The organism is Rhodococcus koreensis (genome assembly GCF_900105905.1).
GTDB classification, from domain to species: Bacteria; Actinomycetota; Actinomycetes; order Mycobacteriales; family Mycobacteriaceae; genus Rhodococcus_F; species Rhodococcus_F koreensis.
Genome location: NZ_FNSV01000004.1, coordinates 261,061 through 274,915, shown reverse-complemented (window position 1 = coordinate 274,915; position 13,855 = coordinate 261,061). Strand labels below are relative to the sequence as shown.

The window sequence follows — 13,855 nt, the reverse complement described above, 5'->3', positions numbered from 1 at the left end:
AACGATCTACCGGAGGGGTGTTCGTGCCAGGGCTGCCCCTCTGGGGGGCGGGTAGACCCCTCGCAGCGTTAACCACGGCAGTGACTCGTTCACAACGTGGTCCAGCACTGCGGGTTCCGACATTGGCAGAAGGGTGACGCCGTCGACGACGCCGACGACGTACAGATCCGCGATCAGGCTGGCGAGTCCGATGGGCGTGCCGATGTATTCCAGGGACTCGCTCGGCCGTGGGCCGGGCAGCGTGCTGTCGAGCGTCATCAGTTCCTTGCGCGCGGTCCGGGCCTCCGGGGCGATGAGCACCGCAATGTCGACGAGCACCGCGATGTCGTCGGGATGGCCTCCCTTGGCCTGGATCTCCGCGCGCAGCGTCGCGCGTTCTCGATGAGCTTGGGCCATGTCTGAGGCCTGTATCCGCACGATCGTCGCGTGATCGTGCGGTAGACCGCCGTCGTCGTCGGCTCGGCGCAGGTCAACCCAGCGAGACTCTGGACGTCCGGCCCGGGGGTCGATGCTGAGCGCGGGGTGGTGGCCGTGGCCGTTGAGTTCCGCGGCGATCCTCAGGGCGGGTCGGGACGTTCCGTGCAGGCGTGTCATGGCACATTTTCTCCAGTTGGGGTGCGGGGAGGCAGTGGCCGTGGCGGTCTACGACCCGAACGGTACGGCCCGGTGATAGCGGCCCTCGTGATACAGCAGTGGGGCCGCGTCCGACGTTGCGTCGGGGTCTTCGATGTGGATTTCCTCGACCGCCCCGATGACCAAGGTGTGATCGCCGGCCTCGATCAGCTGATGCACACCGGTCCGCAACCAGCAGTGCGTGCCGCGCAGGAGGGGCTCTCCGGTGGACAATGTCACCCAGGCCGATTCGTCAGCGAATCGCTGATCGGCACTCGCGGAAAAGCGTTGCGCGAGTGGGAGTTGGTGATCTCCGACCAAGTGGACGATCAACGACTGCGCCTGGTGTAGAGCAGCGATACTCGACGAGGTGTGTGCGATATTGAAGGACACCAGTGGCGGGTTCAGTGACAGGGACGAGAACGAGGTCGCGGTGAACCCGACCGGTCCGTTCGCGGAGTCGAGGGTGATGATCGTGACGCCGGCAGGATGGCGACGAAGTGCCGTCCGGTAGAGATCGGCATCGATGGTGGTGGACGCTCCCGCCCTGTGGGCGGAGTTGTCGAGGGACTGGGACAACGGATTCTCCATTCAAGCGGGAAGGGTTCTCTGCAGCCGACGGCGATCTTCCTCGGCATTTAGTGAAGCCTGATGTACATGATCTGAGATTGCCGCTGCGTTACCACCTACGATAGCGCCGATTCTGGGTGATCTCAAGATGTAAGTGTACGGCGATTCACTTTTGGGTTACTCTGGTCACAGCTTCGATGCTCGCCCTCGTCGGTGAGAGTCCCCAGATCTGACAGAAAGGCGTACGGATGCCCGTACTCGACTCGGTGATCGACACATCATCGGATACCTATCAGGAGAACCGCAGAGTTCAGCTCGCCGCGGTCGCCGCGCTCAATGAGCAACTCGAGCTCGTCATCGCCGGTGGTGGCCAGCGGTACACCCAACGCCACCACGATCGCGGACGCCTACTCGTCCGCGAACGGATCGAGCTTCTCATCGACCGCGATGCCCCGTTCATGGAGTTGTCACCGTTGGCGGCGTGGGGAACTCAGTTCAACGTCGGGGCGGCCATCGTGACGGGCGTGGGCGTCGTCTCCGGCGTCGAAACCATGATCATCGCCCACGACCCCACGGTGCGGGGCGGCACGATGAATCCCTTCACGTTGAAGAAGAATCTGCGCGCGTTGGAGATCGCTCGCGTGAACCGGCTGCCAGTGGTCTACCTGGTGGAGTCGGGCGGCGCGGACCTGCCGACGCAATCGGAACTCTTCGTGTTCGCCGGCAAGATCTTTCACGACCTGAGCGAGCTGTCGTCGATGGGAATTCCGACCATCGCGCTGGTCTTCGGCAATGCCACCGCCGGCGGCGCGTACGTCCCCGGCATGTGCGACTACGCGGTGCTGGTCGACAAACAGGCCAAGGTGTTCCTCGGTGGTCCCCCGCTGGTGAAGATGGCCACCGGAGAGGACGCCAACGACGAGGACCTCGGGGGCGCCGACATGCACTCGCGCGTGTCCGGTGTGGCCGACCAGTTCGCCGTCGACGAGAACGACTGCATCAGAATCGGCCGCGACATCGTCAGCCACCTCAACTGGCGCAAGTTCGGACCCGCCCCGTCCGCGACCGCCGACGACCCGTTGTACGACCCCGAGGAACTCCTCGGTATCGCCTCCGGGGACCCGCGGGTCCCGTTCGATCCCCGGGATGTCATCGCCCGGGTCGCTGACGGCTCGAGGTTCTCCGAGTACAAACCACGCTACGGGTCCAGCCTGGTGACCGGTTGGGCGTCGATCCACGGCTTTCCGGTCGGAATCCTCGCCAACCACCGCGGCGTCCTCTTCAGCGAAGAAGCCAAGAAGGCCACCGAATTCATCCTGTTGGCGAACCAGACCGACACCCCGTTGATCTTCCTGCACAACACCACCGGCTACATGGTCGGCACCGAGTACGAGCAGGGCGGCATCATCAAGGACGGTGCCAAGATGATCAATGCGGTCACCAACAGCAAGGTCCCGCACATCACGATCAACGTGGGCGGTTCCTTCGGTGCCGGAAACTACGGAATGTCCGGCCGGGCCTACGATCCCCGCTTCATGTTCACGTGGGCCAATGCCAAGCTCGCGGTGATGGGTGCCCAGCAACTCGCCGGCGTGATGTCGATTGTCGGCAAGACCGCCGCAGAGTCCGCTGGTCGTGAATTCGACGTGGAGGCCGATGCCGCGCGCACCGCCGCGATCGAGCAGCAGATCGAAGCCGAATCACATCCCTTCTTCATCTCCGGACGCCTCTACGACGACGGCGTCATCGATCCGCGTGACACCCGCGCGATCCTCGCGATCGCCTTGTCCGCCGCCCATTCCAACCACATTGCCGGCCAGCGTGGCTACGGCGTCTTCAGAATGTGAGTACCGCAGTGTCAACGATCACCAAGCTGCTGATCGCCAACCGAGGCGAAATCGCGTCGCGCATCATCAGGACGGCGCGCGAAATGGACATCTCGACGGTGGCGCTCTATTCCGACGCCGATCGGCACTCGCCGTACGTGCTCGAGGCCGACGAATCCATCCACCTTCCCGGCACCACCCCCACCGACACCTACCTGCGGGTCGATCTGGTTGTCGCGGCCGCGCACCGAACCGGCGCGAACGCCATCCACCCCGGCTATGGGTTCCTCTCGGAGAACGAGGACTTCGCACGACGGTGCAAAGCCGAGGGCATCATCTTCGTCGGTCCCTCACCCGAGGCGATCGCCGCGATGGGATCGAAGATCGAGGCCAAACGCATCATGGCGGATGCGGGAGTCCCCGTGCTGCCGGGGATGGTGATCGAGAACGAATCCGACGAGGATCCCGAGCGGCTGCGGGCGGCTGCGGACGACATCGGGTTGCCGGTGCTGGTCAAGGCCGCGTTCGGTGGCGGCGGCCGCGGGATGCGGATCGTGACCGACCGCGACGAGATCGCCGAAGCGGTCCGCAGCGCCCGCCGCGAGGCGCAGTCGGCGTTCGGCAACGGCACGGTCTTCCTGGAGAAGTTCGTCCAGTCGCCGCGGCACATCGAGGTGCAGATCTTCGGTGACAGCTTCGGCAACGTCGTTCATCTGGGCGAACGAGAGTGCTCCATCCAGCGTCGCTACCAGAAGATTGTCGAGGAGTCGCCCTCGACGGCGGTCGACCGGGAGTTGCGGGAAGAACTCGGCGCCGCCGCGGTCTCGGCGGGTAAGGCGCTCAACTACGAGGGCGCCGGCACCGTCGAATTCGTGATGGCACCCGACGGCGCCTTCTATTTCCTCGAGGTCAACACCCGACTGCAGGTGGAACATCCGGTCACCGAACTCGTCACCGGGACAGACCTGGTGCGCGGGCAGCTCCTCGTCGCCGCCGGCCAGAAGCTGCCCCCCGAGATCGAATCACCGGAGTTCGACGGGCACGCGGTCGAGGTTCGGCTCTACGCCGAGGACGTACCGGCCGGATTCGTGCCGGTGTCCGGGAAGCTGACCACCTTCGAGATCGCCGACCTTCCCGGCATCCGCGTCGACGCGGGATTCGCCTCGGGGTCCACTGTCAGTACCTTCTACGATCCGATGTTGGCGAAGGTGATCGGATTCGGCAGTACCCGGGAAGAGGCCTGCGACCGGGTGGCCCGGGCCCTGGAGGAATCACTCATCCACGGCGTGACCACCAACCGTGACCTGCTGATCGGCATTCTCCGTGAACCCGAGTTCCGCAACGGGCAGACCGACACCGGCTACCTCGACCGGCACTCGGTCGCCGATCTGACCGCCAGCCGCGTGAACGGCGATGCCACTACCGCGACCCACGCGCTCGTCGCCGCGCTCGCCGCTCAGACCGAGCGCCGAGCGACGACGGCGACGCTGCCGGGACTGCCCTCCGGCTTCCGCACCGTCCGCAGCGCACCGCAGGCAGTGCTGTTCCGCCATGGTGACAACGAGATCGAGATCGCATACGCGTTTCTCCGCGACCGGATCAATGCGGCCGCCGACGGACGTGACATCGAAGACATCGAGCTGATCGAGGCCTCCCCCACTCTCGTCGACGCGGTCATCGAGGGGGTGCGCCGCCGCTACTCGATCGTCCGAGACGGTGCCGCGCATTTCGTCAACAGCGCCCTCGGGGCCACCGAACTGCATGAGGTGGAGCGGTTCCCCGACCCGAGCGATGTGCAGGAGTCCGGTTCCCTGCTCGCGCCGATGCCCGGCGCGGTCGTGCGGATCGAGGTCTCCGAGGGAGACGAAATCACGGCCGGGGCCGCGGTCGTCGTGCTCGAGGCCATGAAGATGGAGCACACGGTCAAGGCCCCCATCGACGGAGTGGTGACGAAGATTCCCGTCACCGTCGGCCAGCAGGTCGACTCCGGCACCGTGCTCGCGGTGGTGCACGACGGGCAGGAGGACGCATAGATGGCACTCGACATCTCCACCGCGGCGGTCACCTACGAGGTGCGCAATTCCATCGCCTGGCTCACGATCAACCGTCCCGATGCCCGCAACAGTCTCAACCGCGCGGTGAGAGAGGGCCTGTTCGCCGGCGTCCGGCGCTTCAACGACGACGAGTCCGCGAAGGTCCTCGTCCTCACCGGCAGCGGCGAGAAGGCGTTCTGCGCCGGCGGGGATCTCAAGGAGATGAGTCAGGAACAACTCACCGTTCCGCCCGTGGACTTCGTCCCCCAGTTCGGGCGGAACATCGAGGTCGACAAGCCGACCATCGCGGCGGTCAACGGCGCCGCCTTCGCCGGCGGCTTCCTGCTGGCACAGACCTGCGACCTCTGTATCGCCTCGAGTACGGCAACCTTCGCCATTTCCGAGGTGAAGATCGGCCGCGGCTCGCCCTGGGCGGCTCCGCTGCCGCTGATGATCCCGCCGCGGATCGCGATGGAAATCGTGCTCACCGGCGCGCCGCTGACCGCCCAGCGCGCCTACGAGATCGGCTTCGTCAACCGCGTCGTCGAGCCCGACGAATTAGTTGACACGACACAACGATTCGCCGAACTGATCGCAGCGAATGCCCCGTTGTCGGTGAGTGCGGGAAAGAAGACGGCCAAGCTGACCGCCGAGCATCCACTGTCCGGCGCGTTCGAGATGGCCGAAAAGATCTGGGAACCGGTGTACCTCAGCGACGATGCCCAAGAGGGAATGCTCGCCTTCAGCGAAAAACGGCGCCCGCACTGGAAGGGGCACTGATGGCACTGGACTATGAGGCACTTCTCGACGACCTCGATGTCGAGACCGTACGGCTGATCCTCGTTCTTCGCGACCTCACACCGGATCAATGGGAGATCGATACCCCAGCCGAGGGCTGGGCCCTGCGCGATCAGGTCTCGCATCTGGCCTTCTTCGACGACGCCGCACGTACTGCGATGGACGATCCCCAGCGGTTCCGCGAAGAATCCGCCGCCCTGATTTCCGGCGGAATGGATTTTCCGGACCGGATCGCTCGTGACCTGCGAACGATGTCCCACCAGGACCTGATCGACTGGTTCGTGCACTCTCGAAGCGAGTTACTCACGACGCTGCGGCGGACCGATCCGAAGGCACGGATGCCCTGGTATGGACCCGATATGAGTGCCGCCTCTTCAGCAACCGCACGGTTGATGGAGACTTGGGCCCACGGCCGGGATATCTACGATGCCCTCGGCATACGACATCCGGCCAGTCCGGGTCTGCGCAGCATCGCGCACCTGGGGGTGAGTACCTTCGCCTTCGCCCATCAGCTCAATGGACTTCCCATGCCCGAGCAGCCTGTCCGGGTGGTGCTGCAAGCCCCGGACCCCGACGCCGATGCGTGGACGTGGGGGCCCGCTGACGCCGAGAACGCCGTCGTGGGTCCGGCCGAGGACTTCGTCCTCGTCGTCACGCAACGACGCAACGTGGCCGACACCCGCCTCGTCGTCACCGGCCCCGTCGCCCACACCTGGATGGGCATCGCCCAAGCCTTCGCCGGGGCCCCCGGCCCCGGCCGACCCAGTCTCGCCGCCCCGTCAACCACTGGAGGAACCCGATGAGAGAGTCTGACGCCCCGCGTCGGCCGATCCGGATCGGCAACGCATCGGGATTCTACGGCGACCGGCTCTCCGCCTTCCGCGATATGGTGGACGGCAGCCCGGTCGATGTGATCACCGGTGACTACCTGGCCGAACTGACCATGCTCATCCTCTGGAAGGCCCGCAAGAAGGACCCCGCCACCGGCTACGCGAAGACCTTCCTCACCCAGGCCCGTCAATCACTCGCCGATTGCGCCGCCAAGGGAATCAAGATCGTCGTGAATGCGGGCGGCCTCAATCCTGCCGGTCTCGCCGACGAGGTCCGCAAGCTCATCGCCGATCAGGGGCTCGACCTGTCCGTCGCGCATCTCGAGGGCGATGACATCCGGCCCCGGCTCGAATCACTTCTGACCGACGGGCACGAGTTCCGGCACCTCGACAAGGGGCTCACGCTGGCAGAGGCCGGGGTGAGCCCGGTGTCGGCGAACGCCTACCTCGGTGGCTGGGGTATCGCCGCAGCACTGAACAACGGTGCCGACGTGGTGATCTGTCCACGCGTCACCGACGCAGCACTCGTTGTCGGCACCAGCGCGTGGTGGCACGGCTGGGGGCGCACCGACTTCGACGCCCTTGCCGGGGCGGTGGCAGCCGGACACATCATCGAGTGCGGCCCTCAGGCAACGGGGGGCAACTATTCACAAATCCGGGAAGTGCACGATCGTCGGTATCCGGGCTCCCCGATCGCCGAAGTTGCGCACGACGGGAGCTTTGTCATCACCAAGGACCCTGGAACCGGGGGCCTGGTGTCCGTGGGAACCGTCACGGCCCAGTTGTTGTATGAGATCGATGGCCCCCTCTATCTGAACCCGGACGTCGCCGCGCACTTCGAGACCATCGAGATCACCCAAGAAGGACCCGACCGGGTCCGGGTGGCCGGAACCACGGGAAGTCCCCCGCCGCCCGATCTGAAGGTGGCGATGAACTACATCGGCGGCTTCCGCAACACGATGACCCTGGTCCTCACCGGACTCGACATCGAAGAAAAGGCCGCCTGGGCGGTCGACGAGCTGTTTGAGATCCTGGGTGGGAAAGAAAAGTTCGACGACGTCGATATCCAACTGCTCCGCTACGACATTCCCGACCCGCCCACCGCCGCTCAATCGACAGCGCACTTGCGGGTAACTGTCAAAGATGCCGATCGCGCCAAGGTCGACCGCGCGTTCTCCAACTCGGTCACCGAGATCGCCGTCGCCGGCTATGCGGGTTTCCACACCACCACTCCGCCGTCGTCGGCATCGGAGTTCGGGGTCTACTGGCCCTCGCTCATCCCGGCGAACGAAATCGAGCATGTGGTCCTCCATGCCGACGGAACCAAGGAACTCATCGACCACTGCCCGCGGACCCAGAGACCGGCACTGACGCCGGCACCGTCGACGCCGCACACGGACGTGGCCGACACGGTATCCACCGCTCGTCTGCCGTTGGGGTCCGTCGTTGCCGCCCGCTCCGGCGACAAGGGGGGCAAGGCGAATGTCGGTGTGTGGACCGATACCCCGGAACGGTGGGACTGGCTGCGCCGTCACCTGACCGTCGAGAAGTTCATCGACCTGGTCCCCGAGGCGGCGTCCTTGCCCGTACACCGTTACGAGCTCCCGAACCTTCGGGCACTGAACTTCGTCATCGTCGGATTCCTGGGCGACGGCGTGGCGTCCTCGACCCGCACCGATGCACAGGCCAAGAGTCTCGGTGAGTACCTGCGCGCCCGGCACACCGACATCCCGACGACATTGCTCCCCGAGACCAACTGACGCACCGGCGGCGACCGCCGCCCCACGGAGGAACCACCATGGATTTCATCGAATCCGACGAGCACGTCGCGATCCGCGAGGCGGTCGCCGCCATCACCACCAAGTTCGGTCCCGACTATTACACCCGCCACGCCTTGGCCCACGAACCGACCACGGATCTATGGAAGGCACTGGGTAACAGCGGTTTCATCGGCATCAACCTCCCGGAGGAGTACGGCGGGGGCGGCGCCGGCATGACGGAGCTGGCGCTGGTGTGCGAGGAGACCGCCGCCCACGGCTGCCCGCTTCTGCTCCTGCTCGTCTCCAGCGCCATCTCCGGGGAATTGATCGCCAAGTACGGCAGCGACGACCAACGGCAGCGATGGCTTCCGGGCATGGCGTCGGGCGAGACCAAGGTGGTCTTCGCGATCACCGAGCCCGACGCAGGGTCGAATACGCACCAACTGTCCACGCACGCCGTTCGCGACGGCGACGACTACGTTCTGAACGGCACGAAGTACTACATTTCGGGTGTCGATGAGGCGGAGGCGCTCGTGGTCGTCGCCCGTACCGGGCACGACGAGGTGACCGGGCGGGCTCAACTGTCGTTGTTCCTGATCCCCACTGATGCTCCGGGGCTGGTCAAAAACGTGCTCCCGGTCGGGGTCGCGCTCCCCGAAAGGCAGTTCACCCTGCACTTCGACGACGTACGGGTTCCGGCCGACAGCCTGCTGGGAGTCGAACACGAGGGCTTTTCCCAGGTCTTCGACGGCCTGAACCCCGAGCGGATTACCGGCGCCGCGATCTGTGTCGGAGTCGGCCGGTTCACCCTGGGCCGCGCGGCCGAGTACGCCCGGACACGCACGGTTTGGGGCCAGCCGATCGGGATGCATCAGGGACTGTCTCACCCGCTGGCAAAGGCGCAGATCGAGGTGCAACTGGCCGCTCTGGCCACTGCGAAGGCCGCGTGGTTGTACGAGCACGGAAAACCCGCAGCCGAGGCATCGAACGTGGCGAAGTACGCGGCCGCCGAGGCGGCGGTCGCGGCGGCGGATGCCGCCATCCAGACGCACGGCGGCAACGGACTGAGCAACGACTACGGGCTTCTCCCGCAGTGGGGCCTCGCCCGGCTTCTCCGGATCGCCCCGGTGAGCCGCGAGATGATCCTCAACTACGTAGCCCAACACAGCTTGCAACTGCCCCGGTCCTACTGACAGCGCCCTTCCACGAACCGAGGAACACGATGTCCACCACCGAAATCGGCCGCAATCTGATCCACCGGATCAACGTCGGTGACAGCCTCACCCGGTCGGCGTGGCGCAGACCCGAGGCACTGGCGCTGGTCGACGGGGACCGCCGATTCACCTACCGCGAGTTCAACAACTGGGTCAACCGGGTCTCACACGGGCTGCACCGTCACGGTCTTCGCAGCGGCGACGCGCTCGCCCTCGCGTCCGGTAATTGCGCGGAGTTCCTCGTCACCTACTACGCCTGCGCGAAACTGGGGCTCGTGTGCGTTCCGATCAATCTTGGCTGGGGCACAGGCGAAATCTCCTACGTGCTTGACCACTCGGCGGCCAAAGCGGTCGTCGTCGAGAACGAATTCCTGCCGCGAGTCCACGATGCCCTCGCCGATTCCGTCGGCGGCGTTGACATCTTTCTCCTGGGCGGCGACGCGGTCTCGGGTGATCCCACCGTCACAGCCTTCGCGGAGCTGGCCAGCGGTTTGCCGGATTCCGAACCTGAGCATGTGATCGCCGACCGCGCACCGCTGTCGTACCTGTACACCAGTGGCACCACCTCGTTTCCGAAAGGGGTGGTCGGAAACCACGCCGCCATCTACCTCGAGTCGATGACCATGGCGCTCGAGGCGCAGTTCCGTGAGGACGACCGGTTCGTGGCAATGATGCCGATGTTCCACACCGCGCAACTCAACACCCACTGCACCGCCGCGATCCTCGTCGGAGCGACGATCTTCATCGAACGACGCTTCGACGCTCGCCGCCTGTTGGCACTCATCGAATCCGAACGAATCACCCAGATCTTCGCCCTCCCGATGATGTACAGCGAAATGCTCGAGCATTCGGACATCGGTTTCCGTAATCTTTCCTCGCTTCGCCGCGCGCTGTACGCCATGGCCCCCATGCCGCGGCATCTCATCGAACGCTGCATCGAGGTCTTTGCATGCGACTTCTACCTGCTGTTCGGCCAAACGGAGATGAGCCCGACGACCACGCTGTTCCGACCCGAACACCAGTTGACCCACACCGGCGCTGTCGGAACTCCGGTGATCGGGGTACAAGCGGCGATCATGGGACAGGACGGCGGACTCCTGCCCACGGGGGACGAGGGAGAGATCGTCTACCGAAGCCCACACACCATGACCGAATACCTGGACAACCCCGAGGCCACCACGAAGGCCTTCGACCACGGGTGGTTCCATTCCGGCGACATCGGACGGTTCGACGACGACGGTATCCTCTGGTTCAGCGACCGGTTCAAGGACGTCATCAAGACCGGCGGCGAGAACGTCTCCTCCCTCGAAGTGGAGCGCGCCATCTATCAGGCCGATCCGCGCATCGCGGAGGCAACTGTCGTCGGGCTTCCCCACCACCGATGGAGCGAAGCGATCACCGCGGTCGTGGTGCCGGCAACAGGGGCAACGGTCGACCCCGCGTCACTGATCGACAAGATCAAACAGTTGATCGATCCGTACAAGACCCCGAAGTCGATCATCGTGGTCGATGCGCTCCCGCGAACCTCGACTGGCAAGATCCAAAAGAACGTGGTTCGGGACCGGTTTGCCGAGCACTATGAGAGAAGGTGATAGGACGATGGTGGAGAGTAGTGGGATGATCGAGGACAGAATCGGGCCGGTACGCACACGGGACCCGGCGCGCCGCTACAGGATCTTGGCCGCCGCGGCCGACCTGGTGGCGCGCAATGGCTTCAATTCCGTGTCGATGGCCGACATCGGTGCAGCCTCCGGGATCACCGGCTCGGCGATCTACCGGCACTTCGACAGCAAGTCCGCCGTCCTCGTCGAACTCTTCGACAGCGCGATCGACCGCCTCCTCGAAGACGCGGAGCGCACCCTCGACAGCGGTATAGGACTCGAGCAGGCACTACGCGATCTGGTCGCAGGACAGATCGAGTTTGTCGTGGGAAAACGCGAGGTCGCGCAGGTCTACCACAACGAAATCCACAACCTCCCCGAAGACGACCGCCGGCGCCTGCGCCGAAAGCAGCGACTCTACATCGAGGAGTGGGTACACCTGGTCGACGAACTGCGCTCGGATCTCGACGACGGAGAAGCCCGGGCGGTCGTGCACGCCGCGATCGGGGCGATTCAGTCCAGCTTGTTCCACAGTGTCGGGCTACCGATCGACCGCCTCCGGGAGATTCTCGCCGATTCGGCACTCGCGGTCCTCGGCGTGAGTTCGACGACGACCTAGCGCCACAGCGAGTCCTGCGGCGGGTGTCGGGATGACCGCTGCAGGACTCGTTGGTGGATCCGCCGAACCGGACCGCCGCCGCTGTCCCGACTCGACATCGTCTACCGCTGTGCGTTTCGGAGCGAAACGTGCTGCACCGCGGATGCCGGAAAAGTCCCCGCGGCAGTAGCAATCGAACCGATCGCCACGAGTCAGATCGACGAATTCCTGTCGTGCAGCGCAATGATCATCGTCCAGCCTGGCGCCGACTTTTCACTCCCACGAAAGTGCATGGGAAGGGAACGACGTTGCCGGGCAGTCCGGCCGGGTGCGACATGCGCTGACTTAGCACGGTGGCGCCGACAGTGAAGGCGACAACCTGAGCGGCCTCGAGGGCCTCACGCGCCAACGGGCAGTCGAATATCCGGAACACGTGCGGTCTCCAGTAGGTATGGCGGCGTTGCCGTTCATACCAATTATTTCGGAGATGTAGGATCAGCAGTTCGATACCGGCGAACGCGTACAGCGCTTTTTGGGTTGGCGCAATCTGACGAATATCGTCGCACTCGCATAACACGAGCTATTCGCTATGCGCCCGAATCGGCTGCGGGATATCGCGTGCGGGATCATTCTATCGGCAAAAGGAAGCTGATGGCGTGTCCTCTCGGTTACTGATTGTCAGATCTCGGAAACTCTGCCCGAGTATGTCCGACTTTACAACCGTGAGATTCTGGACTGCATCTCGTCGCCGCGTCAAAGCGGTTGGGCAGAGGCACCAATCTTCGCCAGTGCAGTAAACCACCAATCGGTCCCGAGACATGCCACACCGGGGCATGCCTTGCACTGGCGCAACAGTCGTCAGTCTGGACTGACGACTGCGACAAAGATAACAACGCTCCGCCATAATGGCGTCCAGCGAGTTCCCGGCCGTGCGCCGGCATCCCGATCAGGCTCATGGCAATGAGCTAAGAGACGGCTTCCGCCTGGGTTTGTGCGGCGTCGACGGGCGTCTTCATTGGAAGTCGTTGCTGCGGCGCCACTAGGAGCTGCGATGTCCACCACAACGCGGTTGCCGCGAAGGCGATGCTGATAAACCCTGTGACCCAGATCAGCAACGTCGATGGGTCGGTGGCGTTGATCGTGATAATGGTAGGGAAGCCCGCCCCGAGGGTATCGAATGCGAAGTTCGCCGGAAATATGACAAACAATGCAAGGCAGTGCCACTCCCGCGTTGACCGACGCTCCAAGGCGGCGGCGAGGATAGCGAATCCGGTTATCTGCGCGGCCTCCATAAACGCGATCCACATTGGGTAGCCCAGGAAGCGCATGGGGTGTTCGCCATAGTATTGGTAGAGGTCGAGGTTGATCGCAGTGATCTCGAATACCGCCGTCGTGAAGGCTGTAAAGCCCGCGAATTTGAATACGGTCGATAAGGTGGTCCCCTTCTCGGCGAAGGCCTTGTACAAGAAGAGTGCCGGCGCGCCGAACACCACTACGTAAGCAGGCATCACCCATACCGGCTGAGGCAGGTCGAACGACGTGAACAGCGTCCACTGCCCGGGGATGTGCCACAGCAGATGATAGGAAATGTCATAAAGCGGTTCAATGATGCTGCCGACGGCAACAGCCAAGACCAGCACGACCGGAAAGGCACTCCGATCCCGCACCGATTGCCGGACCGCATACGCCAACAACACGGCCGTGAGAGCCCACAGGACAATTGTTGCAACAGTTTGCATCGCCAGATTCAGCGGTGCATCGAACGGTGGTGTAGGCATCAAATCCTCCGGGAAGTGAAGTAGACGGGTTGAACTTCCCAGCGCCCGATTTCGGCCAACTCCGGTATCCAATACTGGCCGGGTGATGGGGACGGCTCTGGGGCCGTGTGGTCCGGGTTTCTCGCTCTGGAGGTCCTGACATTTTGGGGAGTTGGTTCACCGACTCAACCCACCGGACTCCCACGAAATGTTGCCCCTGCACGATCCTTGAGGATGAATCGTGCAGGGGCAAAAT

General features: G+C 64.2%; 11 protein-coding genes. 8 read left to right on the top strand and 3 right to left on the bottom strand.

What is annotated here, in order from left to right; all coding sequences use genetic code 11:
- Positions 1-6: 6 nt before the first annotated feature.
- Positions 7-594, bottom strand: coding sequence for a hypothetical protein (locus tag BLV94_RS03970; protein WP_072949366.1), 588 nt, complete (start codon positions 592-594; stop codon positions 7-9).
- 48 nt (positions 595-642) lie between these two features.
- Positions 643-1,203, bottom strand: coding sequence for a flavin reductase family protein (locus BLV94_RS03965; protein ID WP_072949364.1), 561 nt, complete (start codon positions 1,201-1,203; stop codon positions 643-645).
- 227 nt (positions 1,204-1,430) lie between these two features.
- On the opposite strand from BLV94_RS03965, the gene BLV94_RS03960 reads away from it, so the two are divergent.
- Genes BLV94_RS03960 through BLV94_RS03925 form a run of 8 tightly spaced genes read left to right on the top strand, consistent with a single transcriptional unit; the run spans position 1,431 to position 11,863 of the window.
- Positions 1,431-3,029 carry an acyl-CoA carboxylase subunit beta gene (locus BLV94_RS03960; protein WP_072949362.1) on the top strand — a complete coding sequence of 533 codons (1,599 nt, stop codon included), beginning with the start codon at positions 1,431-1,433 and terminating at the stop codon, positions 3,027-3,029.
- 8 nt (positions 3,030-3,037) lie between these two features.
- Positions 3,038-5,041: an ATP-binding protein gene (locus tag BLV94_RS03955; protein ID WP_072949360.1), complete on the top strand. Its 2,004-nt coding sequence runs from the start codon at positions 3,038-3,040 to the stop codon at positions 5,039-5,041.
- Positions 5,042-5,821, top strand: a complete 780-nt coding sequence (locus BLV94_RS03950) for an enoyl-CoA hydratase/isomerase family protein (RefSeq protein ID WP_083395448.1) — start codon at positions 5,042-5,044, stop codon at positions 5,819-5,821. It begins immediately after the preceding gene.
- A complete protein-coding gene (locus BLV94_RS03945; RefSeq protein ID WP_072949358.1) occupies positions 5,821-6,642 on the top strand; it encodes a TIGR03084 family metal-binding protein in 822 nt (273 codons plus the stop codon). The genes BLV94_RS03950 and BLV94_RS03945 overlap by 1 nt, the downstream gene beginning before the upstream one ends.
- Positions 6,639-8,429 (top strand): acyclic terpene utilization AtuA family protein, encoded by a 1,791-nt coding sequence (locus tag BLV94_RS03940; protein WP_072949356.1) that lies wholly within the window; start codon positions 6,639-6,641, stop codon positions 8,427-8,429. Before BLV94_RS03945 ends, BLV94_RS03940 begins: the two co-directional genes overlap by 4 nt.
- Before the next feature lie 38 nt (positions 8,430-8,467).
- A complete protein-coding gene (locus BLV94_RS03935; RefSeq protein WP_072949355.1) occupies positions 8,468-9,622 on the top strand; it encodes an acyl-CoA dehydrogenase family protein in 1,155 nt (384 codons plus the stop codon).
- Positions 9,623-9,651: 29 nt separating this feature from the next.
- A complete protein-coding gene (locus BLV94_RS03930) occupies positions 9,652-11,235 on the top strand; it encodes an AMP-binding protein (RefSeq protein ID WP_072949353.1) in 1,584 nt (527 codons plus the stop codon).
- Positions 11,236-11,260: 25 nt separating this feature from the next.
- Entirely contained in the window at positions 11,261-11,863 is a 603-nt protein-coding gene (locus BLV94_RS03925; protein WP_072949352.1) for a TetR/AcrR family transcriptional regulator, read from the top strand.
- Positions 11,864-12,807: 944 nt separating this feature from the next.
- Here the strand turns inward: BLV94_RS03925 and BLV94_RS03920 are convergent.
- Positions 12,808-13,620: a hypothetical protein gene (locus BLV94_RS03920; RefSeq protein ID WP_143051327.1), complete on the bottom strand. Its 813-nt coding sequence runs from the start codon at positions 13,618-13,620 to the stop codon at positions 12,808-12,810.
- Between the last annotated feature and the right edge of the window lie 235 nt (positions 13,621-13,855).